Raw genomic sequence first — 22,805 nt, forward strand, 5'->3', positions numbered from 1 at the left:
AAACGCCGGAGAAGCCGCAAGCTCGAAAGCGCTTGACCTCAACATGCCGAATAGAGAAGTGCTTCAGGACTGCTGCAACCCGGACTTTTTCAACACTATCGGTGGTTTGCGGACGATTAGGTATTCTTTCGCTAGTTCGCTGTGGGGCTGTTGCTCCTATAAAGTGCACGAAAGAAACTCTTGGAATAGCGATCGTACCAAGCGGCAGCCCACTCGCCGACAAGTCGCTCTGTCGACGACACCCTACGCCGGTAGTCGACTGTTCGGCGGATACCTCCTTCTTCCTCAAGCTCGATGTCCAGGTGAGTAAACTTTGGGGCCGCATCCGAAAACCTGAGATACATGTATGCAAACACCGCGATATGACGTTTACCCATTGATAAGCAACGATTTTCAATCGCCACCACCGCAGACTGGACTGTGGCGAAATCCTCTAGCCTAACCGCTCGTTCTAGACGAACGAAGTCAAGGAACAATCTCCGGTCGGTAATTGCAAGGTTGCCGTCGGCCGTGTCTCGAACCCCGTGCGACAGCAGTTTTTGCGCAACAAAGCGATAAATAGACGCCATTCGCCGGTCTCATTTTCATTTGCGAGGCAGGACATAGCATGCGGACTAACCCTAGTTCTTGTGAACTGGGCGCCCTTTTTGAGGTCGTCTCCCACTATTCAGTGGGCATTGAGCATTGGATTCTCGCTAGAACGCACTGACATAGAGGCCGCCGTCGACCGGTATGTTCTGACCGGTCAGGTAACCGGCATGGACCGAGCACAGGAAGGCGCAGATCTGGCCGAATTCCTCCGGTGTACCGAGCCGTTTGGCCGGAACGTTGGCTGCTGCTTGCGCTTTGCGCGCGGCGGCGGCGGCTGGATCTTCGGGCGTGCCGGCCTCGTGCGGGCCGCGCAGCCGGTCGGTGTCGAGTTTTCCCGGCAGCATGTTGTTGATCGTCACATTGCGGTCGATCACCGTCCGCGCGACGCCGGCAAGCAACGAAGTGAGGCCGGCGCGGGCGCCGGACGACAGGTCGAGGCCGGGGATAGGCACATAGACCGACAGCGAGGTGATGTTGACGATGCGGCCGAAGCCGCGCACCGCCATGCCGTCGATCACGGCCTGAACCAGTTCGACAGGGGTCACCATGTTCTGGGTGACGCCCTCGAGGATCTTTTCGCGGTCGAGCGCGCGGAAATCGCGAAACGGCGGACCGCCATTGTTGTTGACGAGGATGTCGGGATCGGGGCAGGCGGCAAGCAGCGCCTTCTGGACATCGGGCTTGGATACGTCGCCGACGATTTCGGTCACCTTGACGCCGAATTTCTCGCGCAGTTCAGCGGCGGTTTTGGCCAGCACGTCGGCGTTGCGGCCATTGATCACCAGATCGCAACCTGCCTCTGCCAGTGCCATGGCGCAGCCGCGTCCCAAGCCTTTGCTCGAAGCGCAGACGATGGCCTTCTTGCCGCGAATGCCGAGATCCATGGTGATTTTCTCCTCTGATTGCCGCGGCAACCTATCCGGATGGCTGGACCAATCGCAACCGTCATACGGTTGTTGCATGAATCGGGGCATAGGCTCAGGCGAAAGCAACGGTGACAAATGATGTACGGCGCAGAGCCTCGCACTTTCCGCAGCATGTTCATCTCCGACGTCCATCTCGGATCGAAGGCGGCGAAGGCCGAATTCCTGATCGATTTCCTGCGCCATCACGATGCCGATATCATCTATCTCGTCGGCGACATCGTCGACGGCTGGCGCCTGAGACGAAGCTGGCATTGGCCGCAAAGCCATAACGACGTGATCCAGAAATTGCTGCGCAAGGCGCGCAAGGGCGCCAGCATCACCTACATCGCCGGCAACCATGACGAGTTCGCGCGACAGTTCCAGGGCGTTCATTTCGGCGGCATTGTCGTCGCCGACCGCGCCATCCACGACACCGCCGATGGCAAACGCCTTCTTGTCATCCATGGCGACCAGTTCGACACCGTCGTCCATAATGCGCGCTGGCTGGCCTATCTCGGCGACTATGCCTACGACGCGGCGATGCTGCTCAACCGCGTCATCACACGTCTGCGCCAGGTGCTCGGCTTGCCTTATTGGTCGTTCTCGTCCTGGGCCAAGGTCAAGGTCAAGAAGGCGGTGAATTTCATCGGCTCGTTCCAGACCGTGCTGACCGAGGAGGCGCGCCGCTCGCATGTCGACGGCGTGATCTGCGGGCACATCCACCATGCCGCGATCGAAAGCTATGAGGACGTGCAATACATCAACACGGGCGACTGGGTGGAGAGCTGCACGGCGGTGGTCGAGCATTTTGACGGCAGGATGGAGATCCTGCACTGGGCGCATGTCCTGCCGGAGACTCCGGTCGGCAGCGAGGTGCTCGTGCCGATCGACATCAAGGGCAGGGCAGTCCAGGCGGCTTGACCAAATCCGGCCGCATCTCGCTTCAATCGGTTAGTCCAGCGGTTTCATCGACTTTTTCGCCGTGTTAAGCAGCGGCAGGTGTGGCGGGCCGACCCGGCTGAATGCCGTGCCGTCGGATCGCCTGTCAATGTCCTCGCTGCCGCCGCTTTCGCCCGAACAGCTCGTCAAGCCACGCTATTTCGAACTGCGCATGAGCTTGATCTTCTTTACGCTCTTTGTTCCGCTCGGGACGCATGTGCCGTATTTCCCGCTGTGGCTGCAGGCGAAGGGGTTCCATGCCGAACAGATAGCCGTGATCCTCGCCGCGCCGATGTTCCTGCGCGTGGCGACGACGCCTTTTCTTACTGCGCTGGCAGACAAAGCGAGCGACCGCGCCAATGTCTATGTTGCGCTGGTCGCCGCATCGCTGATCCTGTCCGCCGGCTACCTCCTGCCGCCGACCTACGCAACGGTACTTGCCGTGTCGCTGGCCCTGACGGTCGTCTGGACGCCGCATTCGCCGATTGCCGATTCGCTCGCCCTTTCAGGTGTTCGCCGCTTCGGCTCGAATTACGCAAGCATGCGCAAATGGGGCTCGATCTCCTATCTCTGCGCCAATCTCGCCGGCGGTTTCATCCTGTCGGCGAGCGGTGCCCAGGCTGTCCCGGTGATCATCTTCGCGGCGCTGTGTGCCGCGCTAGCCGCCGGACTGATTGCGCCGCGCCTCGGCCGTCCACGCCGCGCCTCGCCGCTTTCGGCCGCCGATATCCAGCAATCGGCACCGAAACTCCTCAACCGGTACTTCCTCTATTTTTCGACGGGCGTCGGCGTCATCACCGCCAGCCACGCATTTCTCTACGGTTTCGTGTCGATCTACTGGAAGTCGATCGGCATCAGCGATTCGGTTGTCGGGCTTCTGTGGGGGTGGGGCGTCGTCGCCGAGATATGCATGTTCGTCGTTTTCACCCGCGCTTTCGCCTCCTTCTCGGTCGTCTCGATCATGCTGATTGCCGGGATTGGCGCGATCGTGCGCTGGTTCGCCTTTCCGCTGATCTGGCCGCTTGGGCTTGGCGTTGGCGGGTTTTTCGCGATCCAGACGCTGCACGCGGTTTCGGTGGCGCTGGTGCTGATCGGCCTGCAAAAGATGATCGGTGAGACGGTCGCGGAAGAACGCACCGGGGCGGCGCAAGGCATCGCCTACTTCTCCAATGGCTTCTTCATGGCGGCGGCGACGCTGATTTCCGGTCCTCTTTACGACCGCTTCGGCGCGAATGGCTTCTTTGCGATGATCCCGATCGCCCTGACGGGCCTGGCTCTGATCGGGCTTGCCGCGCGTTCAGCCCCACAGCGCCCGCTCGGGCGGTGACACCAGCGAACCTTGGTAGACGAGACCGGGAACGCGGTCGCTGGCCAGCAGCAGCGGACCGTCGAGATCGACGAAATCGGCATCCTGCGCCAACAGCACGGCCGGCGCAATCGCAAGCGATGTGCCGACCATACAGCCGACCATGACACCAAGACCCAGTTCCCGGGCGCGGTCGCGAAGCACGAGTGCAGCGGTCAGGCCACCCGATTTGTCGAGCTTGATGTTGACGGCGTCGTAAAGGCCGACAAGCGCTTCAAGGTCCTTCGCCTCGTGCACGCTTTCGTCGGCACAGATCGGTACCGGATGTGCGATGTGGCGAAGAATACCGTCATGTCCCGCCGGCAGCGGCTGTTCGATCAAGGCGATACCGTGCTCGGCGGCAAAGGCGAGGTTTGCGACGATATTGTCGTCATTCCAGCCCTCATTGGCGTCGAGAATGATTCGGCTGTCGGGTGCTGCCGCCGTCACTGCACGGATGCGCGCGATGTCGTTGTCGCCGCCGATCTTGACCTTGAGTAGCGGGCGCTGGGCGTTAGCGCGGGCCTGCGCCGCCATCGCCTCCGGCTCGGCGAGCGACAATGTATACGCCGTCTCAAGCGGTCGTAACGGAACGGTTCGTATCGTATGCGCCACGGGTGTTCCGCTGATCTTCGCTTCCAGGTCCCAGAGCGCGCAGTCGATGGCACTGCGTGCCGCGCCGGCAGGCATGGCATCGAGCAGGGCGATGCGGCTGATGCCGCGCGCGATCTCGCTGCGCATCGCCTCGATCGCGTCGCGCACACCCTCCATGGTTTCGCCATAGCGCTTGTAAGGGACGCATTCGCCGCGTCCTGTACGGCCGTTTTCGGTGATGGCGCAGGAAATCACCTCCGCTTCGGTCTTCGAGCCGCGCGAAATGGTAAAGGTCCCGGCTATCGGAAAGCGCTCGGCCTCGACCGAAATGACACGCGCCATATTTTTCTGCTCCGGCTGTGCAACAAGGAGGATGTCGGCAAATCGACAGGTCGGCCCCGTCAGGCTAAACAGGACGCCATGTTGACCATCCGCAAACGCGACGCAAGCGGCCCTGCCAAGGAGCCCGACCACCAGCCGCGCATCGCGATCGGCGAGGAGGGCGACGTTCTCGGCTGCGCTTTCTCGGGAACCTGGACGACACGTACCGTGGCGCTGGTCGATGCCGAGATGCGCAAGATCGAGAAGCGCGGCGGCTTCAAGACGCTGGCGCTCGACCTTTCACAAATCGAGAAGATGGACACTGCCGGGGCGTGGCTGATCGACCGCCTGGTCAGCAGCTTCGAAAAAAAGGGCGTCGAGATCACGATGCAGGGGCAGAGCGAGATCGCCTCGATCCTGCTTGGCGCCGTCGGGGACGCCGTTCGTCGCGAGCCCGAATCAGGTCCGGCAAAGCCGCCCAACTTCATCATTCGCGGGCTCGAGGCGGTAGGTCGGCGCGTTTATGAGATGCGCGACGATTTCCTGGCCGCAATGAATATCCTCGGCGCCACGATACGCGGCTCGCAGATGAAGCTTGGCCGTGGCCATGCCGTCAACATGGCGGCGATCTTCAACCAGATCGATCGCATGGGTGTCGGCGCCATACCGGTAGTCGTGCTGATGTCGGCCATCGTCGGTGCGATCGTCGCCCAGCAAGGCGCTTATCAGCTCAGCTATTTCGGCGCCGACATCTTCGTCGTCGACCTGGTCGGGGTGCTGATCCTGCGCGAGCTCGGCGTGCTGATGACGGCGATCATGATCGCCGGCCGCTCCGGCAGTGCGATCACCGCCGAGATCGGCTCGATGAAGATGCGCGAGGAGGTCGATGCGCTGAAGGTGATCGGTCTTAACCCAATCGGCGTGCTGGTGTTTCCGCGGCTGGTCGCGCTGGTCATCGCGCTGCCTTGCCTGACGATCGTCGCCAACTTTGCCGCGTTGGGCGGCGGCATTTTGGCTGCATGGCTCTACTCCGATATTGCACCGGCAGCGTTCATCGACCGGCTGCGTGTCGCAATCGACCTCAGCACCATCTTTGCCGGCCTGATCAAGGCGCCGTTCATGGCCATGATCATCGGTATAATCGCCTCGGTCGAGGGCATGAAGGTTGGCGGCAGCGCCGAATCGCTTGGCCAGCATGTGACCGCCTCAGTGGTGAAGTCGATCTTCGTGGTCATTATCCTCGACGGGCTTTTCGCCATGTTCTATGCAGCGATCGAGTTCTGAGATGGCGCTGCCGGGCACAAACACGACCAAGGTGGCGGCGAAAGCCAAAGAAGACGAGATCGTGCTGTCGGCGCACGACGTCACGGTGTCGTTCGCCGATCAGGTCGTTCTCGACAAATTATCGCTCGATATCTGGCGCGGGGAGATTCTCGGCTTCGTCGGTGCCTCCGGTGCCGGCAAATCTGTTCTCTTGCGCACCATCCTTGGCTTGACGCGCAAGCAATCGGGAACAATCAAACTGTTCGGGGTCGACGTCGAGAGGGCAACCGAAAGGGAGCGCCTTCGCATCGACATGCGGCTTGGCGTGCTGTTCCAGCATGGTGCGCTGTTTTCGGCGCTGACCGTCCTCGAAAACGTCCAGGTGCCGATGCGCGAATATCTCGATTTGCCGAAGAAGCTGATGGACGAACTTGCCATGCTCAAGGTCGAGTTGGTGGGATTGCCGCCGGATGCGGCGCAGAAATTCCCCTCCGAGCTCTCCGGCGGCATGATCAAGCGTGCTGCGCTGGCGCGCGCTCTGGCGCTCGATCCGGATATCGTCTTCCTCGACGAACCGACTTCCGGGCTCGATCCGATCAGCGCGGCTGAGTTCGACGAATTGGTCGTCAAACTGCGCGATACGATGGATTTGACCGTGTATATGGTCACGCACGATCTCGACACGCTGTTTACCGCGTGCGACCGCGTGGCGGTGCTCGGCAACAAGAAAGTGCTGGTCGAGGGCACGATCGACGACATGCTCAGGAGCGAGGAACCCTGGGTAAAATCCTATTTCCGCGGAAAACGCGCCCGGCAACTTGATCTTGCGGCGCGCGCATAGCCATAAGTGAGCAATGGAAACCAGGGCCAACTACGTCATTGTCGGCATTTTCACGCTGGCCGCGATCCTCGCGGCTTTCGCTTTCGTCTATTGGACGGCGGCAATCGGCGAAAAGGGTGAGACGACGGTGCTGCGCGTGCGCATTCCAGGCTCCGCTTCGGGGCTCGGCCGTGGCAGTTTCGTGCTGTTCAATGGCGTCAAAGTCGGCGACGTGCGCCGTGTCTATATCGACGTCGACAATCCGACCGCTGCTATCGCCGACACCGAAATAGACCGGAATACACCTATCACCAAGTCGACGCAGGCCGATATCGGGCTTGCCGGCCTCACCGGCCAGGCCAACATCGAGCTCAAGGGCGCCGACCCCAAGGAGCCAAAACTTCTCGACGAGGCGGAAAAGGAAGGCCGTGTCGCCGAGATCGTCGCCAATCCGTCGGCGGTCACCAACCTGCTGCAGACGGCGCAGAACATCTTCACCCGCGCCGACAAGGTCCTTTCGGAGCTCGAAGGCTTCACCAAGGATGTTCGCGGGCCGCTGACGCAAACCGTCAACAATGTCCAGACCTTCTCCGATGCACTGGCCAGGAATGCGGACGGCGTCGACAAGTTCCTGGCCAGCGTCAGCTCGCTGGCGGACGAACTGAAGGGTGTTTCGGGCAAGCTCGACGGCACCCTGAAGGCGGCGGAAGGGCTACTCAAAGCCGTCGACAAGGACCAGATCAAGAGCATCGTCGCCAATGTCGACACAGTCACTTCCAACCTCAAGGAAACCAGCAAGCAGTTCGACACGGTCATCAAGAACGTGGACACCGCGGTCGGCTCGATCAACGACTTCGCCCAGAAGACGCAAGGCACGCTGGCCAAGGTCGACGGCGTTCTCGACGGCATCGATCCGGCTGAGGTTCGCACCGCGCTTGCCAATATCCAGAAGGCCAGCGAAAACGCCAACGAGGCTGCCGCCGACATCGCCAAGGTGACCAACAAGTTCGCCAACCGAGCCGACGACATCGATGAAACCATCAAAGACGCGCACCAGCTCGCAGGACGCCTCAACGATGCCTCGGTGCGAGTCGACGGTATCCTTGCCAAGGTCGACAAACTGCTCGGCTCCGGTCAGGCCGACGGCGTCATGGCCGATGCCAGGGCGACGCTCAAATCGTTCAAGCAGGTCGCCGACACGCTGAACGCCCGCCTCGGCACCATCACCGACAATCTGGCGCGGTTCTCGGGACAGGGGCTGCAAAACGTCGAATCGCTGGTCCAGGACAGCCGTCGTTCGATCAACCGCATCGAAGAGGCGGTGACCGACCTCAGCCGCAATCCACAGCGGATCCTGTCCGGCGGCGAGGGTGAGGTCCGGCAGTTCGACGGCAGGGTGCGCCGTTGACTTCGGCCTGCGCCCACCGCAAGAACATAGCTTGCGGATGCGCGTTGTTTCCACGATCCGGGGGGGATCGCGTTTGAAGTCGATCAGTTCAGGCAGCGTCAGATCGAGTGGGTTCAAGGCCGGAGCGGCACTGCTGGCGCTTTCGCTCGCCGGCTGCGCGGCGCTGGGCGGCAAGCCGGCGCCGCTGGATACGTTCGAGCTTTCGGCGCCGTCGCTGGAAGCGCGTGCCCACAGCCGCCGCCAGATCCTCATCGCCCAGCCATCGGCGCTCAAGGCGCTGGACAGCCAGAACATCGTCATCAAGCCATCGCCGCGATCGATCCAGTATCTCAAGGGCGCGCAATGGGCCGACCGGCTGCCGATGATCGTACAGGCGCGGCTGGCAGAGACGTTCCAGCGCTCGGGCAGCTTCACCGGCGTCGGCAAGCCAGGCGAGGGGCTGGCGATCGACTATCAGGTGATCGTTGAGATCCGCTCGTTCGAGGTGCGTGTCGATGGGGGCGAACATGCCGAGGTCGAGCTGTTCGTGCGCCTATTGAATGACCGCAACGGTGAAGTGCGCGCTTCGAAGACGTTTAGCGCCATCGCGCCCGTTTCGGGCAATGGCAACCAGGCCTATGTCGGCGCGCTCGATGCCGCGTTCGGCGATGCGGCCGGGCAAATCGTCCGCTGGACGGACACCGTGATCTGAACCGGGCTAGCTGCTGTGAGGCGGCTGGAGACCGAAGCAGCTCACGGAGCGTATTCGACAAGCGTATGATCTTCGCCCGCGAGTTCATCGTTGATGATTGAGGCTATGGTTTCCCAATCACCTCCAGCCAGCCCTGCGCCAATTTTCGGGTAGCCGATTCTTTTGCCCGCGAATTTACCTTTGACGGCCTGCATGACTTTTCGAATTGCCTGGTAGTCGGCTTTCACGCCTTTGCCCTGCCAATGGAACTGAGTGTAGCCGTTGACAACATGGAAAATGCGGCTGCCTCGCTTGATTTCGGCAACGGATATGCTTCCCAGCTTGGCTGGGTCACCCTTCAATGTCGCGCAATCCGCAGCATATGCTTCGGGAAAACGCTGCTTTATGGAAAGAGCAATTCCTTTGCCCATCTGGCACTGGCAGTTGCATCCATGCACAATGACATCGAACGTTCCGTCGAGCGCAAGCTGAAGCAGATCACCGCGAATTGTCTGCATTGCCACGAGATACCGGCCTCTGCTCTGGACGCAAACATCCGACCAAATCAGGAGATTTGCGGACTATCTTTTTCAGTATCGGGTCTAAGCAGAAAGGGCAGAGTGCACTTTCTGTTTTCCTGTCCCGCCGCTTAGTGCAGACGGCCGCTGGCATGGGCAAGCATGGTGTAGACCTTGCCGGTGTCCGACGTCAGGTAGGTCTGCGCCATGATGTTGTCGCGGTCGTTGCGCGACACGTCCTTGAGCAGCTTTTCGAAATCGTCGCAGTAACGATCGACAGCAGCGCGGAACTCCGCCTCTGACTGATATTTGCGGCGGATCTCGTCGAACGTCTGCTGGCCCTTCAGCGTGTAAAGTCGGCGCGTGAAGACGTCGCGCTCGCCGCGCCGGTAGCGGTTCCACAACTCGATCGAGGCGTCGTGATCGATGGCGCGTGCGATATCGACCGAGAGCGAGTTCAGCGATTCCACGACATGAAGCGGCGAACGCGCAGCGGGAGCCGGGCGCGGCGCTTCGGCAGGCGCTGCCGGCTTGGCGTCGTCTTCGCGCGATGCACCGGTCAGGAGGTCGCGCACCCAACCGCCCTGCGGCGTGCGGCCGTTGGGGTCGCGCTGGCGCGGCGCTTGGTCTGCCGGACGTTCGAGGTCGAGCGTGCCGCGCAGCGCCGTCTCGCCCGAAGGCGCCTGCGGTGCACGGCGCTGTTCGGGAGCCGGAGCCGGGCGACGTGGCGGTTCGGCGGGGCGTGCGGCAGGCGCTTGCGGCGCCGGACGCAGGTTGCGCTGTTCCGAACTGTCGGCGCTGCGGCCAGATTTCGCAACGATTTCAGAAAGTTCCTTCAGCGCGTTGATCTGCTCTGAAACGGCACGGCGGATAGCCGTGGTTGATTCCTTTGCCTCTTCCGGCATCTCGATGACGCCTTTCTTAAGCTCGGCCCGGGTGAGGTCGAGCTCGCTCTTGATCGAGCCGGCGGTACGCCGCATCTCCTCGGTCGCATCGGCAAAGCGCTTGGTTGCCGAATCGACCACTTCGGAAATCGCGGTACGGATCTTGTCGGCGGATTCCAGCGTCTTGCCCTCGGCGTTCTGCAGCGTCTGGCCGACCAAATTCTCGAACGAGCGCATGACCCTTTCGAGATCTTCCGACTTCTTGACAAGGCCGACGGCGAGGTCCTCCAGCGACGATTGCCTTTCGAGCGTGTGCTCAAGATTGCTCTGGGCCGAGCTCAACAGGTCCGAGGCACTGGAAAGCAACCGGCTGTGCTCGTCGAACTTGGTGGCGATTGAAGCAACCTCGCGTAAGGTCGACGACGACAGCTCGGTGAGCCGCGTCGTGTTCGAATCGACCAGACGCGCCGAACTGGCGAAGGTCTGCGCGGTCTTTTCCGTGGTCGCCGCGAAGCTTTGCGTGCTCCCGGTCAGGCGTTCGTCGACCTGGCCGAGATTGGTCGCCGCCTGCTCGATCAATTGACCGAGCTGCGAGCTGGAGGTGGTCATGCGGCCGATGAGGTCGGCAACGCTGTCGGCAAGCGTCGAGCGCGCGCCTTCGACGGCCGACAGGGTTTCGGCCGTGCGGCTGGCGATGGCGTCGACGAGGGCGGCGTTTTGATTGCGCAGCTTCTCGGTCGCACGTTCGGTGACCTCTTCCATGCTCTTTTGCAGCTCGGAGCCGCCCTGGGCGAAGCGCTCGACCAGAGGCCGCGCCGTCTCGTCCAGGATTTTCGATATTTCTGCCGAACGGGCCGCAAGCATCGTACTGAGCTCGCGAGTATTGGCACCGATGGTCTTTGCAGCGTCATTGGTGCTCTGACCGATATGCTGGCCGACCGCGGTGAAGGTTTCGGCGATGGTGTTGGCACGCGAGACCAGTTGCGCTTCGGCACCCGAGACTTGTTCGTTGAGCTTTTGGCCCATTGTCTCGGCGGAGTAAGCGAGGCGGTTCTCGACGCTGGCGACCTGCTCCTCGACGCGGGCCGCAGTGGCGGCAGCACTCGATGCCAGGCGTTCGTCGGCACCGGCAAGCAGTTGCTCGATTTCACGGGCATGGACTGCGAGTTCCTGGCCAGTCTGCCTGGCGCGTTCGGCAACCCGCTGCTCGGTGCTGGTGAAGGCACCGACAATGGTGTCGGCATGTTCGCCGATTGCGGTGCTGCTGTCAGCGATACGGGACACCAGGCGATGATCGGCCTCCTCGAAGATGCGGCCGATCTCGGACGCACGGGCCGAAAGTGCTTCGGAGCCCTCGGCAATGCGCGAAATAAGTTGCTGGTCGGCGGCATCGAAAATGCGGCCGAGATCCGACGCACGTGCCGCGAGCGCTTCGGCGGATTCGCCGATGCGCACGCCCAGCCGCTCGTCGGCTGTTTCGAAATTGCGCAGGATGTCGCCGGCACGTGCCGCCAGCGACTGGGCCGTTTCGATGGCGCGAGAGACCAGCCTGTGGTCCGCCGCGTCGAAGGTGCCGGCAATCTCACTTGCTCTGGCTGCCAGCTGATCGGCCGTTTCCTGGGCACGCGCGAGCAAGCTGTTCGACGTGTCGTCGACGCGGGCAATCAGTGCGCTCGACGTATCCTCGGCGCGGGCGGCGAGGCGACGATCCGCCTCTTCAAAGGTGCGGGCGATGTCCTCCGCCCTGGCGAGCAGGGCGGCCGAGGTCTGCTCGGCGCGCTCGGCGATCTTGCGGTCGGCATCGCTGAATGCCGCGCCCGCCTGCTCATGCAGCGCGCTGGTAACTTCCATGACCTTCTCGCGCAGCGCGCCGGCGACGAAGACCGCGCTTCTTTCGAGCACACTGCGCACATTGTCGACACCCGTCGACAGCGCCCGCTCCATTGTGCTGGCGCGCTCTTCAATGATGCCTGTCTGCCGGCTGAACGCCTGCTCGATCTTTTCTACGTCCGCAGCGACCGCATCAGAGATGTCGGTGCTCCTGGCGGCGATCTGATCGATATGGCCGGACAGCGAACGGTCGACATCCTTGCGCGTCTCGGCGAGCCTGGAGAGATCGTCCTGCAATGCGCGGGTCAGCATGTCGCGGCCCTCGCTCAGCTTGCCGACATGACCGGCGACAATCTCGTCGACCTCGCTGCGGCTCATTGCAAGCCTCTCCAGGTCGGCTTCCAACGCGCGCCTGAGGATGTCGCGGCCTTCCGCCAGTTTCTCGACCTGGCCGGCGACCAGCCCATCGATGCTCGAGCGGCTTTCGGCCAGCTTGGCGAGATCGTCCTCGAGCGCCTTCGACAGGGTCGAGCGGTCCTGGACGAGCTTCTCTGCGTGGGTTGCGACAAGGCTGTTGACGTTGCCGAGATCGGCTTCCAGCGCACGCGAAAACTGCGCGCGATTATCGGTCAATAGCTGCGACTGATCGGCGATGGCGCCCCTGATCGTGTTGAGATCGGCCTCCAAGGCGCGCTTGAGGATATCGCGGCCTTCGGCCAGTTTCTCGACCTGGCCGGAAACCAGTCCGTCGATGCTCGAGCGGCTTTCGGCCAGCTTGGCAAGATCGTCTTCCAAGGCGCGCTTGAGGATGTCGCGACCCTCAGCCAGCTTCTCGACCTGGCCGGCGACCAGCCCGTCGATGCTCGAACGGCTCTCTGCCAGCCTGGCAAGATCGTCCTCGAGCGCTTTCGACAGGGCCGAACGGTCTTCGGCAAGCTTGTTCATATGTTCGGAGACGACGCCCCGCACGGTCTCGAGATCGGTCTCCAGTGCCCGCGACAGCTGACCACGGTCTTCCGCCAGCTTTTCGGACTGGCTGGCGATGACGCCCTTGACGGTGCTCAGATCGGCTTCGAGCGCACGCTTGAGGATGTCGCGGCCCTCTGCCAGCTTTTCGACCTGGCCGGCAACCATCACATCGATGCTCGAGCGGCTTTCGGCCAACTTGGCGAGATCGTCTTCGAGCGCCTTCGAAAGGGTCGAACGGTCTTCGGCGAGCTTGTTCATGTGATCGGAGACAACGCCCCGCACGGCCTGCAGGTCGCTCTCCAGTGCCCGCGACAACTGGCCACGGTCTTCCGCCAGCTTTTCGGACTGGCCGGCGATGACGCCCTTGATAGCGTTCAGGTCCGATTCCAGCGCGCGCTTGAGGATGTCGCGGCCTTCGGCCAGCTTCTCGACCTGGCCGGCAACCAGCCCGTCGATGCTCGACCGGCTTTCGGCCAGCTTGGCAAGATCGTCTTCAAGCGTCTTCGAAAGCAGGCTGCGATCATCGGCGAGCCTGCCCGAATGATCGGCGATCAGGCTCCTGATGTCGGACAGGTCGTTATCGAGTGACTGGGAAAGCCCGCTGCGGTCTTGCGCCAATTTCGCCGAATGGGCCTCGATGAGGCCATTGATGCCGGCAATGTCGGCTTCCAGCGCACTGGCGAGTATGGCGCGGCCCTCGGCGATCTTTTCGACCTGACCGGCGACGAGGCCGTCGATGCTGGCGCGACTCTCTGCCAGTTTGCCGAGGTCGGCCTCGAGCGCGCGCGAAAGGATGCTGCGGCCTTCGGCGAGCTTGCCGACATGCCCGGCAACCATTTCATCAATTATCGTGCGGGCTTGCACGAGTTTTCCAGAGTCTTCGTTCAAGGCCTGGGCAAGCCTGTTGCGACCCTCTTCAAGGCTTTCGAGATGGCTGCCCAGCGAAGCGTCGATCGCTGCGCGCGATTCATTGACCTTGCGCAGATCCTCTTCAAGGGCGCGCGAGATCAGGCCGCGGCCCTCGGCTAGCTTCTGCACCTGGTTAGCCACCGCTGCGTCGATTTCGGCGCGACCTTCGGCGAACTTCGCCAGATCGGCCTGCATTGCCGCCGCCATCCGGTCGCGGCTTTCGGAAAGCTTGCGGCTGTGGTTCTCGACGGCTTCCTCGATGCCGGCGCGAGCATCGGCAAGCCGCTCGATGTCCGTATCGAACGAACGCGATACGACATGGCGCGCCGCTTCCATGCGCCCGGCGAAATCGCCGGCGCGGGCTTCAAGCATGGTCGAGGTCGATGAAATGATATCGGCCATGTCGGCGCCGATCTGGGTCTTGCCCTGATCGATCATCGCCGACAGCGTCTCCTTGCTATCCTGGAAGGTGTGGGCGATTTCGCGCGCGCGCTCGACCAGCGTCTCGTTGATCTGGCGTGCGCGAGCCTCCAGCGCGGCGTTGAGCTTCTGCGTGCCGGTGTCGAGCGCCTCGGCGCGGGTCTGGAACTCGCTGATCAGCGCCTGGCCACGTTCAGCAAGCGTCCGCTCGATGCCGTTGAGACTGGCTTCGAATTCCGAATTGAGTGTGCGGGCGGCACCGCCGAGCAGCGACACCATGCCGCTCGTGCGGTCGTCGAGCAGGTCGGTCAGTGACCGCGTCAGGCCGTCGGTGGTGTCCGTCAGCTTGGCGATCCGGGTGTCGAGCAGGCTGGCGAAGGCCTCGCCCGACGTCGACAGCCGATCGGTGATCGATTCGAGCCGGCCTTCCACCGAATCGAAGATCGACATCGAGCTTCCGTTGATCCTGTCGATCAGCGTGTCGCCGGATTCGTTGATCGTCATCGACAGCTTGGTCGAGGCGTTGAGAATGCTGTCGCGAATGATATCGCTGGCGGCGTTGATCTCGTCTTTCAGTGTCTCGTGGGCGCCGGTGATCGAGGCGCGCACGCGCTCGGCATGGGTGACGACCGCTTCGCGCTCGCTGCCCAGCCCGTCGACCAGCGAGCGGATGCGGGACTCGTTCTCTGAATAGGAGCGCTCGATCTGGTTCACCTCGCTGTGGACCAGCGTTTCGAGCTCGACGGCACGCGCAAGCGTGCGTTCGATGCCTTCGCCCATGGCTGCCACCTCGCGGCGAACCGCTTGGCCGATCATCATGACGCGATCCTGGGCAAGATTTTCCGGCTCGGCCAGACGGAAGGCCACCTCGGTCATCGACTGCGCGGCAAGGCGCATCTCCTGAGCGCGGCGAATCATCACTGCGAATGCCCAGAACAGGATGACGGGCACGATTGCCGCGACCGCCAGGCCGATCAGCTCGGGACGGGCGAAAAACTGATCGAAGGTGCGGATGTTCCAGATGCCAGGTCCGAACAACAGGTTCGCAAGGCCGCCAGCGCCGGCGATCCAGGCCAGCGAAACGAGAGCCACGACCCAGTAGATCGTGTTCGAGGCGCGCCGATTGAGGGTGTGCAGGAGCGTCTTATAGTCTTTTTGACGATCGTCGTTGGCCGGCGAGAAAGCTGCCGGCTGGGAGCCATTGCGCGTTGCGACAGGACGCAACTCAGCCGGCTTGGTCTTTGGCGCGGGATTTGCGATCTGGCCTTGATTGGCGGCAGGTGCCGCGTTCTGGGTCTGGTCCGGGGCAGGCGCTTCGTTCTGGCTGCGACCTTCGCGCGCCAGCTCGTCGGCGGCTTGCGATATTTGCGCTTCGAGATCTTCCATGGATGCAGCCATGTCGAAGTCGCCGCCGGCATCGCCGCTCAGATCGATATCAAGTGCCTTTTCAAGTTCCCTGGCTACGTCGCTGTCGAGCGTTCTTGTCGTCGTTGGTTTCTTCGCCATGCCTTCGCTACCCTGTACAAGCTGCCGCGGGACTTATGGTTGTGCTTATTGATTCTGCCTAGCGTGTCCCGCGCAGGAGGCTGAAAATGGACCTGTCGTATCGTAATGACACAGCCGGGTAAAGAAAACATGCATTCCGCCCGATACGTAAAACTTTAAATATAAGGTTAACACAGCCGTGATTCCGGCGCCGTTATCGCGACATTTTTCCGGGCCAATCATTAACCCGTTGTCCACCGGATACGCCTAGTTTTTGCGGCGGTCGAAGAACGGAGTCTCAAAGTGATACGTGGCGAAAACGGCATTGCCTTCTCGATGCCCGGCGGCGACGTGTCGGGGACAGCCGGGGCGCGGCCGATCGACCTGGCGCATCTTGCGCGCCAGACGATGGGCGATCGGAGCCTCGAGCAGGAGGTGCTGGCTCTGTTCGTGCAGCAGGCGCTGTCGGTGCGCGACAAGATCGTCGATGCGGATGTCAGGCAGAGGCTGCTATTGGCACACGGGCTCAAAGGCTCGGCGCGCGGGGTCGGCGCCTTCGCCATCGCCGATTGCGCCAGCGCGATCGAATGCCGGCCCGAAGACGCCAGCACGCTGAAGCGGCTTGGCTCGCTGATCGAAGAAGTGCGCGACTTCGTCGCCGCCATCAGCCGATAGCGCTTATTCCCAAAACGCCACACAGCGGCGCTTTGGCGCCGCAGTTGACTTGTCCGGCAGAGTGATTATGTCGGCTCAGACTCCCTTCAGGTGACAAATGACCAAACTGACCTTCATCGCCCATGACGGCACGCATTTTGACGTGGATGCCGAAAACGGCTCGACCGTCATGGAAAATGCGATCCGCAATGCGGTGCCGGGAATAGAAGCGGAATGCGGCGGCGCTTGCGCCTGCGCGACCTGCCATGTTTATGTCGACGAAGCCTGGACGGCGGAGGTCGGCGAGCCGGAAGCCATGGAAGAGGACATGCTGGATTTCGCCTACGAGGTCCAGCCGAACTCGCGGCTGTCATGCCAGATCAAGGTGCGCGACGCCCTCGACGGGCTGGTCGTGCGCGTGCCGGCCCGCCAGGGCTGAAACCGATTTTTGCCGCTGCCGCTTGGCAGCGGGCGAATGGTCATGCAGTGTCGCGCGTTTTCCCATAAAGGCGCATGCTTCATGACGGCTATCAACAAGACAGACGTACTCATTGTCGGGGCAGGGCCTGTCGGCCTGTTTGCGGTGTTCGAGCTCGGCCTCTTCGACATGAAGTGCCATCTGATCGACATACTCGACCGGCCCGGCGGGCAGTGTGCCGAACTCTACCCGGAAAAGCCGATCTACGACATTCCGGGCTGGCCCTCGATCTCGGCACAAGGTCTGGTCGACAAGCTGCTTGAGCAGATCGCGCCGTTCAAGCCCGAATTCACCTATAACCGCATGGTTTCGGGCCTGGAAAGGCTGGACGACGGCAGCTTCCGCGTCACCACCGACGAAAACGAGGTGTTCGAAGCCAAAATTGTGGTGATCGCCGCCGGCGGCGGCTCTTTCCAGCCGAAGCGGCCGCCGATCCCAGGCATCGAACCTTATGAAGGCAAGAGCGTGTTCTACTCGGTGCGCCGGATGGAGGACTTTCGCGGCCATGACCTCCTCATCGTCGGCGGCGGCGATTCGGCGCTCGACTGGACGCTGAACCTGCAGCCGGTCGCCAAGAGCGTGACGCTGGTGCACCGGCGGCCCGAATTCCGCGCAGCGCCCGACAGTGTCAACAAGATGTATGCCATGCAGGAGATGAAGCAGCTGGAATTCCAGGTTGGACAGGTGACTGGCCTGACCGGCAGCGACGGCCAGCTAGTCTCGGCCACGATCAAGGGGCCGGAGGGCGATGTCGAAGTGCCGTGCACGCGGATGCTGCCGTTCTTCGGCCTGACGATGAAGCTCGGCCCAATCGCCGAATGGGGGCTCAACCTTCACGAGAACCTGATCCCGGTCGACACCGAAAAATTCCAGACGTCGGTTCCCGGCATCTTCGCCGTCGGCGACATCAACTGGTACCCCGGCAAGCTGAAGCTGATCCTGTCGGGCTTCCACGAGGTCGCCTTGATGGCGCAAGCGGCCAAGCGCATCGTCAGCCCCGGCGAGCGCATCGTTTTTCAGTATACGACCTCGTCAACCAGTCTGCAGAAGAAGCTCGGCGTGGTCGACTGAACCTCGCCATATTTTTGTCGGGCCGGTCTACTCCGCCAGGGCTGGAGCCACAGCTTCGGCATGGCCGCGAAGCGTTTTCTCCGGCATCAGCCAGAGCGTGATGAGCGACAACAGCAAGATCGCGGCCGCGGCAAGAAAGATCATCACGAACGGCATGGCCGAGGCGATATGGCCGGCCGGCTGCGTGCCTTCGCTGGCCAGCGGCAGGCCGTAACCAAGGGCGACGGCACCAAGCATGGCGACGCCGAGCGCACTGCCCAGCGAGCGGAGGAAGGTGAGAACGCCGGTCGCCACGCCAAGGTGCATGCGATCGACGGCGTTCTGGACCGAGACGGTGGCAGCCGGAAAGGTCGTGCCTGTGCCCAGGCCTACGCAGGTCGTCAACACCTCGACGAGCAACAGTGAGGCATGCCCGGCGACCAGGCTGAGCACGCCGAGGCACAGGATCGAGAAAACAGTTCCGATCATGGCAATGCGCTTATAGTGGAAAAAGCGCGGGATCATTCGCGCGCTGAAGGTCGCACCGGCCACCGTGCCGAGCATCAGCCCAAGCAACGCGGTGCCCGATTGACTGACCGACAGGCCGACGACCGATTGCAGGTAGACCGGCAGATAGACCGACAAGCCGACATTGGCGGCCTGCAGCAGGAACATCGACAATGTGCCGGCGAGAACGATCGGATTGCCGAGCACTTCGAGCGAGATCAGCGGTTCGGCCGCGCGCATGAGCCGCAGCGCGAACGCGCTCCAGAACACCGCCGAGCAGGCGAGCAGTCCAAGGATTTCAGGCGACAGCCACGGATACTCGCTGCCGCCCCAGTTCAAGGCAAGCAGCAGCAGCGAGGTGGCCGCGACCAGAAGCAGCGCGCCGAGGCCGTCGATGCGGTGATGTTTTGCCGCGATCGGCAGCTTCTTGAGCGGGTTGTTGATGATCGCCATGGCCAGCAGGCCGAGCGGAATGTTGATCCAGAAGATCAGCGACCAATGCAGATGTTCGGCGAAGGTGCCGCCGAGCAGCGGCCCGGCGATGCTGGCGACGGCCCATGTGCCCGAGATCCAGGCGGCGTATCGGGCCCTCTCGCGCGGCGGCACGAGGTCGCCGATCACGGTCTGCGTCAGGGCGAACAGGCCACCGCCACCAGCGCCCTGGATCGCCCGGCCGACAACCAGGACCAGCATGTTGGGGGCCGTGGCGCTGACCAGCGAGCCGGCGAGAAAGATCAGGATTGCAGCATAGACGGTCGGCCGGCGACCATAAATATCGGAGATCTTGCCGTAGAGCGGCGCCACGGCGGTCGCGGTCAGAAGATAGCCGGTCACGATCCATGGCAGATATTCGGCATGCCCGAGCAGACGTGCCATCGTCGGCATCGCCGGCGCGACGATGGTCTGGTCGAGCGCCGCCAGCAACATCGACAAAAGCACGCCGCCGATGATGGCGTTTTTCTCGGTTTCGGTCAGCGGCGCGCTGGTTTCCACCATCGTTTGCTTGTCGACAGCCTGGTCCATATCCGTTCATCCATTATGCCTGCGTGCACGTCCGCGACGGGCTGGGAAGCATCTAGTACGCCGATTGGCGTTGCCGGAGGCTGATCCCTGCGAACCTGGCATATGTCGTTCGCTATAGGCCGATTTCGACAGCGGCTCGAAAGTTTTCCGAATCTGGCGCTATGTTTCGGCAAAATTGGCTTTGTCCGACGACGCGGAGTTCAGCCGGGAGCGAGCCGGCCGTTCTCAATGCGCTCGATGCGATAGTGCAAAAGCCGCAGGATGCGGCTTTGGAAATTGGCGCTTTCGACACGATCGAAGCGCATCTGGTCATGGTCGTGTTTGGCAAGCATGGCCGCAGTGATTTTTGCGGCCTCGGCCTTTGCCAGTTCGCAGGTCTTTTCCGGGTAGCTCGCCTTCAAGGCGTCTTCTAGTTCGCGGCCGTGGTTCTTGGCAATCTCGACGTGGCGTTCCTCATGGCGCTTGATGTCGGCGGACAACGTATCCCAGAACAGCCTGACGCCGGCATCGGCTTTGCGCGGGCGGCGCCACTCAGGAAGGATGACCTTGACCTTGACGGTGACGACAGCGTCGGCAATCCAGCACGAGCCCGGCTTTTGCGCATAGCTGACGCGGGTGGTGAACGCCATCTGGGTAGCTCCCGGATGCCGCGACCCGGTGCTTTTCACCTGAGGCCCGAGTTTCGACAGCTGGGTCTCGATGTCGTCGAGCGTCCTGCCGCCGATCGGGAAATAACTATATGTCTTGACGAGCGTTGCAGCGCCGGCCGGGAATGCGGTCAGGGCGAGCACCAGGGCGCAAAGGAGGGATCGTTTCATCGTGTTGCCTCTTTGCCCACCTTGCTTTACCGCCGTCCTCGGCGCAACGGAATTGATCCCCCGCCACGCCGCGGGATCGAACATGGTTGATGGGCAATGATGACAGGGCGATGGCAGTTGGCGCACGGACGCCATCTCGACCTTGGCGGCAAGGCCGTGGTCGTCGGCATCCTCAACATCACGCCGGACAGTTTTTCCGACGGCGGCCTGTTCGATGCGCCGGAAAAAGCAGTGGCCCAGGCGCGCCGCATGGTCGAGGAGGGGGCCTCTGTCATCGACATCGGCGGAGAATCGACACGTCCCGGGGCGTCTGCGGTCTCCGCAAAGGAGGAACAAACCCGCATACTGCCCGTCATCGAGGCGCTGGTGAAGGCCGGCGGAACGCTGATCTCGGTCGATACCTATCGCGAGGATACGGCCCGGCTTGCCGTCCAAGCCGGCGCGCATATCGTCAATGACGTCTGGGGCCTGCAGCGCGAGCCGGGCATTGCCCGCGTCGCGGCCGAAACCGGCGCTGGCCTTGTCGTCATGCACACGGGACGGGACCGGCAGAAACTGCCCGACGTGATTGCCGATCAGCTCTTCTTCCTCAGGAAGTCGCTGGAAATCGCGCGGCGGAGCGGTGTTGCCGACGATCATATCGTGCTCGATCCGGGCTTCGGCTTTGCCAAGGAGACGGCAGCGGAAAATCTTGACCTGATGGCACGGTTTTCCGAGCTTCATGCGCTGGGTTTTCCACTGATGGCCGGCACATCGCGAAAGCGCTTTATCGGCACCGTCACCGGCCGCGACGCAGCCGCAAGAGGCGCCGGGACCGCGGCCACCAGCGTCATCCTGAGGCTCAAAGGCGCGCATCTCTTTCGCGTCCACGATGTCGCAATCAACGTGGATGCGCTGGCCATCGCCGATGCTATGCTGGCACGTGAGATCGGGGAAAGCTGAGCCATGTATGTCATCCGCATGAAGAACTGCGCCTTCTTTGCCCGGCACGGTGTGCTGGACGAAGAAGAGACGCTCGGCCAGCGCTTTTATGTCGATGCGGCACTCATGGTGGATCCCGGGCGGGCGCTGGTCGAGGATTCCATTGAGGACACCGTCAATTACGGCATCGCCTTTGCGGTCATCGAGAAGATCATTACCGGCGAACGGCGCTTTCTGATCGAAGCGCTGGCGCTCGAAGTGGCGAGGGCGCTGACGGCGCGGTTTCCGCAGATCAAGAAGGCCGAGATCACCGTGCGCAAGCCGAACGCCCCGGTGCCGGGTGTGCTCGATCATGTCGAGGTGACCGTTGTCTGGCCAGAATAGTAACAACAACAACACCGTCTATCTCAGCCTTGGCGGCAATCTCGGTGATCCGGCGAAGTCGATGGCTGCGGCACTGGGCATTCTGGATGCCAACGAGAGAACACGCGTCGTTGCCGTTTCGTCGCTCTACCGCACGCCGCCCTGGGGCAAGCTCGATCAGCCGGATTTCCTCAACGCGGCGGCCGAAATCTCGACGGCGCTCGCGCCGCGGGCTTTGCTCGACCTTTGCCTCGACGCCGAGCGAAAACTGAAGCGGGTGCGCGAGGAGCGCTGGGGTCCACGCCTGATCGATATCGACATTCTGGTGTTCGGCGACCGCATCATCCACGAGACCGGACTGGAGGTGCCGCATCCGCGCATGCTGGAGCGCGCCTTCGTGCTGGCGCCGCTGGCAGAAATTGCGCCGGAGCTTGTGGTCGACGGCAAGAGCGTATCGGAGCGGCTGGCCGCCGTCGACACATCGGGCATTGAACGGCTGGCGTCAGGCCGGGATTGGTGGAAAACCTGATGCTGTCGCCATCGGTGCCTGAAATCAGCCGGAGAACCCACCTCCGTCGAGGAACATTTGTTCGTCCGGTGTCGTCTCGCGGCCAAGCATCCTGTTTCGATGCGGAAAGCGGCCGAAGCGCTGGATGATGTCGCGATGCTCGATCGCATATTTCAGATAGATCGGGGCTTTGGCGGCGGTAAGCTCTACCGATTTGAGCTGATCGGCGAGGTCCTCCGAATGCTCATAGGGCAGATAGAGAAAAACGCGGAGCTCTTCGTCGAGTGCCAGGTCATGGCCGGCAGCGATCGCTTTCCCGGCGAAATGCCGCGCCAGCGGGTCCGTGGCGTACATGTGGCCGGTGGCGCGAAAGCAGTTTCGCGGAAACTGGTCGAGCAGGATCATCAGTGCCAGCGACCCTTCGGCGTGTTCGGACCAGCCGTCGCATTCGCGGCGGGCGGCGGCAAAGTGCAAATCGAGAAACCGGGTGCGGAAGTCGGCATCAAAGGCGTCGTTCTTCTCGAACCACGCGTCCTCCCCGGCGTCGCGCCAGAATCTGGTGATGGAGACAGCGCGCTCGTCCAGTTCGTTCATCATTCGCGTCTTTCCAAC

At 62.3% G+C, this 22,805-nt stretch carries 20 protein-coding genes; 12 read left to right on the top strand and 8 right to left on the bottom strand.

Translation table 11 applies throughout. The features are described from left to right. Nucleotides 1–131 precede the first annotated feature (131 nt). Nucleotides 132–569: a hypothetical protein gene (locus NKH30_RS19935; protein WP_352471736.1), complete on the bottom strand. Its 438-nt coding sequence runs from the start codon at nt 567–569 to the stop codon at nt 132–134. Between the two features lie 126 nt (nt 570–695). Continuing rightward, the gene (locus NKH30_RS19940) at nt 696–1,475 is read right to left on the bottom strand and encodes an SDR family oxidoreductase (RefSeq protein WP_352471735.1); all 780 of its coding nucleotides are present in this window, start codon (nt 1,473–1,475) and stop codon (nt 696–698) included. Between the two features lie 120 nt (nt 1,476–1,595). On the opposite strand from NKH30_RS19940, the gene NKH30_RS19945 reads away from it, so the two are divergent. Both NKH30_RS19945 and NKH30_RS19950 read left to right on the top strand, forming a co-directional pair. Beyond that, entirely contained in the window at nt 1,596–2,417 is an 822-nt protein-coding gene (locus NKH30_RS19945; protein ID WP_502896459.1) for a UDP-2,3-diacylglucosamine diphosphatase, read from the top strand. A 127-nt stretch (nt 2,418–2,544) separates the two neighbouring features. Next, the gene (locus tag NKH30_RS19950; protein WP_352996686.1) at nt 2,545–3,762 is read left to right on the top strand and encodes an MFS transporter; all 1,218 of its coding nucleotides are present in this window, start codon (nt 2,545–2,547) and stop codon (nt 3,760–3,762) included. Here NKH30_RS19950 and dgcA read toward each other — a convergent pair. Beyond that, nucleotides 3,733–4,716, bottom strand: a complete 984-nt coding sequence (gene dgcA, locus NKH30_RS19955) for an N-acetyl-D-Glu racemase DgcA (RefSeq protein WP_352613794.1) — start codon at nt 4,714–4,716, stop codon at nt 3,733–3,735. The genes NKH30_RS19950 and dgcA overlap by 30 nt on opposite strands. 78 nt (nt 4,717–4,794) lie before the next feature. On the opposite strand from dgcA, the gene NKH30_RS19960 reads away from it, so the two are divergent. From NKH30_RS19960 to NKH30_RS19975, 4 genes are read left to right on the top strand one after another with little or no spacing between them, the layout of a single operon-like run. Then, complete coding sequence (locus NKH30_RS19960; RefSeq protein ID WP_352833125.1) at nt 4,795–5,979, top strand: ABC transporter permease; 1,185 nt, start codon at nt 4,795–4,797, stop codon at nt 5,977–5,979. A 1-nt stretch (nt 5,980) separates the two neighbouring features. Continuing rightward, on the top strand, nt 5,981–6,799 hold the full coding sequence (locus NKH30_RS19965; protein WP_352593549.1) for an ABC transporter ATP-binding protein: 819 nt from the start codon (nt 5,981–5,983) through the stop codon (nt 6,797–6,799). 13 nt (nt 6,800–6,812) lie between these two features. After that, on the top strand, nt 6,813–8,186 hold the full coding sequence (locus NKH30_RS19970; RefSeq protein WP_352996688.1) for an MlaD family protein: 1,374 nt from the start codon (nt 6,813–6,815) through the stop codon (nt 8,184–8,186). Between the two features lie 37 nt (nt 8,187–8,223). Further along, the gene (locus tag NKH30_RS19975) at nt 8,224–8,877 is read left to right on the top strand and encodes an ABC-type transport auxiliary lipoprotein family protein (protein WP_051406244.1); all 654 of its coding nucleotides are present in this window, start codon (nt 8,224–8,226) and stop codon (nt 8,875–8,877) included. A 41-nt stretch (nt 8,878–8,918) separates the two neighbouring features. On the opposite strand, the gene NKH30_RS19980 is transcribed toward NKH30_RS19975, so the two are convergent. Both NKH30_RS19980 and NKH30_RS19985 read right to left on the bottom strand, forming a co-directional pair. Next, nucleotides 8,919–9,374, bottom strand: a complete 456-nt coding sequence (locus NKH30_RS19980; RefSeq protein WP_352448960.1) for a macro domain-containing protein — start codon at nt 9,372–9,374, stop codon at nt 8,919–8,921. 131 nt (nt 9,375–9,505) lie between these two features. After that, nucleotides 9,506–15,892, bottom strand: a complete 6,387-nt coding sequence (locus tag NKH30_RS19985; RefSeq protein WP_352996690.1) for an apolipoprotein A-IV repeat region-like domain-containing protein — start codon at nt 15,890–15,892, stop codon at nt 9,506–9,508. A 285-nt stretch (nt 15,893–16,177) separates the two neighbouring features. Here NKH30_RS19985 and NKH30_RS19990 point away from each other — a divergent pair, with 285 nt between their 5' ends. The 3 genes from NKH30_RS19990 to NKH30_RS20000 all read left to right on the top strand — a co-directional run bounded on the left by NKH30_RS19990 (nt 16,178) and on the right by NKH30_RS20000 (nt 18,074). Further along, complete coding sequence (locus tag NKH30_RS19990) at nt 16,178–16,546, top strand: Hpt domain-containing protein (protein WP_292660938.1); 369 nt, start codon at nt 16,178–16,180, stop codon at nt 16,544–16,546. A gap of 97 nt (nt 16,547–16,643) precedes the next feature. Next, the gene (locus tag NKH30_RS19995) at nt 16,644–16,964 is read left to right on the top strand and encodes a 2Fe-2S iron-sulfur cluster-binding protein (protein WP_023674833.1); all 321 of its coding nucleotides are present in this window, start codon (nt 16,644–16,646) and stop codon (nt 16,962–16,964) included. An 81-nt stretch (nt 16,965–17,045) separates the two neighbouring features. Continuing rightward, nucleotides 17,046–18,074 (top strand): NAD(P)/FAD-dependent oxidoreductase, encoded by a 1,029-nt coding sequence (locus tag NKH30_RS20000; RefSeq protein WP_352996692.1) that lies wholly within the window; start codon nt 17,046–17,048, stop codon nt 18,072–18,074. 27 nt (nt 18,075–18,101) lie between these two features. Here NKH30_RS20000 and NKH30_RS20005 read toward each other — a convergent pair whose 3' ends face one another. Both NKH30_RS20005 and NKH30_RS20010 read right to left on the bottom strand, forming a co-directional pair. Further along, nucleotides 18,102–19,583 (bottom strand): MDR family MFS transporter, encoded by a 1,482-nt coding sequence (locus NKH30_RS20005; RefSeq protein WP_352996694.1) that lies wholly within the window; start codon nt 19,581–19,583, stop codon nt 18,102–18,104. 200 nt (nt 19,584–19,783) lie between these two features. Further along, nucleotides 19,784–20,401, bottom strand: a complete 618-nt coding sequence (locus tag NKH30_RS20010) for a DUF922 domain-containing Zn-dependent protease (protein WP_352996696.1) — start codon at nt 20,399–20,401, stop codon at nt 19,784–19,786. A gap of 96 nt (nt 20,402–20,497) precedes the next feature. Between NKH30_RS20010 and folP the strand changes: the two genes are divergently transcribed. From folP to folK, 3 genes are read left to right on the top strand one after another with little or no spacing between them, the layout of a single operon-like run. Next, nucleotides 20,498–21,343, top strand: a complete 846-nt coding sequence (gene folP / locus NKH30_RS20015) for a dihydropteroate synthase (protein WP_352540612.1) — start codon at nt 20,498–20,500, stop codon at nt 21,341–21,343. A 3-nt stretch (nt 21,344–21,346) separates the two neighbouring features. Then, nucleotides 21,347–21,706 carry a dihydroneopterin aldolase gene (gene folB, locus NKH30_RS20020; RefSeq protein WP_352471721.1) on the top strand — a complete coding sequence of 120 codons (360 nt, stop codon included), beginning with the start codon at nt 21,347–21,349 and terminating at the stop codon, nt 21,704–21,706. Beyond that, nucleotides 21,690–22,214, top strand: a complete 525-nt coding sequence (gene folK / locus NKH30_RS20025) for a 2-amino-4-hydroxy-6-hydroxymethyldihydropteridine diphosphokinase (RefSeq protein WP_352471720.1) — start codon at nt 21,690–21,692, stop codon at nt 22,212–22,214. Before folB ends, folK begins: the two co-directional genes overlap by 17 nt. Nucleotides 22,215–22,238: 24 nt before the next feature. On the opposite strand, the gene NKH30_RS20030 is transcribed toward folK, so the two are convergent. Next, nucleotides 22,239–22,787 (bottom strand): DUF924 family protein, encoded by a 549-nt coding sequence (locus NKH30_RS20030; protein WP_352448961.1) that lies wholly within the window; start codon nt 22,785–22,787, stop codon nt 22,239–22,241. Between the last annotated feature and the right edge of the window lie 18 nt (nt 22,788–22,805).

The organism is Mesorhizobium sp. M1273 (genome assembly GCF_040318195.1).
In the GTDB taxonomy this organism is placed as follows: domain Bacteria; phylum Pseudomonadota; class Alphaproteobacteria; order Rhizobiales; family Rhizobiaceae; genus Mesorhizobium.

Bases quoted from the DNA above. Each gene is read 5' to 3' on its own strand.
- NKH30_RS19935 (WP_352471736.1), bottom strand. From the start codon at position 569: ATGGCGTCTATTTATCGCTTTGTTGCGCAAAAACTGCTGTCGCACGGG.
- NKH30_RS19940 (WP_352471735.1), bottom strand. From the start codon at position 1,475: ATGGATCTCGGCATTCGCGGCAAGAAGGCCATCGTCTGCGCTTCGAGC.
- NKH30_RS19945 (WP_502896459.1), top strand. From the start codon at position 1,596: ATGTACGGCGCAGAGCCTCGCACTTTCCGCAGCATGTTCATCTCCGAC.
- NKH30_RS19950 (WP_352996686.1), top strand. From the start codon at position 2,545: ATGTCCTCGCTGCCGCCGCTTTCGCCCGAACAGCTCGTCAAGCCACGC.
- dgcA (WP_352613794.1), bottom strand. From the start codon at position 4,716: ATGGCGCGTGTCATTTCGGTCGAGGCCGAGCGCTTTCCGATAGCCGGG.
- NKH30_RS19960 (WP_352833125.1), top strand. From the start codon at position 4,795: ATGTTGACCATCCGCAAACGCGACGCAAGCGGCCCTGCCAAGGAGCCC.
- NKH30_RS19965 (WP_352593549.1), top strand. From the start codon at position 5,981: ATGGCGCTGCCGGGCACAAACACGACCAAGGTGGCGGCGAAAGCCAAA.
- NKH30_RS19970 (WP_352996688.1), top strand. From the start codon at position 6,813: ATGGAAACCAGGGCCAACTACGTCATTGTCGGCATTTTCACGCTGGCC.
- NKH30_RS19975 (WP_051406244.1), top strand. From the start codon at position 8,224: ATGCGCGTTGTTTCCACGATCCGGGGGGGATCGCGTTTGAAGTCGATC.
- NKH30_RS19980 (WP_352448960.1), bottom strand. From the start codon at position 9,374: ATGCAGACAATTCGCGGTGATCTGCTTCAGCTTGCGCTCGACGGAACG.
- NKH30_RS19985 (WP_352996690.1), bottom strand. From the start codon at position 15,892: ATGGCGAAGAAACCAACGACGACAAGAACGCTCGACAGCGACGTAGCC.
- NKH30_RS19995 (WP_023674833.1), top strand. From the start codon at position 16,644: ATGACCAAACTGACCTTCATCGCCCATGACGGCACGCATTTTGACGTG.
- NKH30_RS20000 (WP_352996692.1), top strand. From the start codon at position 17,046: ATGACGGCTATCAACAAGACAGACGTACTCATTGTCGGGGCAGGGCCT.
- NKH30_RS20005 (WP_352996694.1), bottom strand. From the start codon at position 19,583: ATGGACCAGGCTGTCGACAAGCAAACGATGGTGGAAACCAGCGCGCCG.
- NKH30_RS20010 (WP_352996696.1), bottom strand. From the start codon at position 20,401: ATGAAACGATCCCTCCTTTGCGCCCTGGTGCTCGCCCTGACCGCATTC.
- folP (WP_352540612.1), top strand. From the start codon at position 20,498: ATGATGACAGGGCGATGGCAGTTGGCGCACGGACGCCATCTCGACCTT.
- folB (WP_352471721.1), top strand. From the start codon at position 21,347: ATGTATGTCATCCGCATGAAGAACTGCGCCTTCTTTGCCCGGCACGGT.
- NKH30_RS20030 (WP_352448961.1), bottom strand. From the start codon at position 22,787: ATGAACGAACTGGACGAGCGCGCTGTCTCCATCACCAGATTCTGGCGC.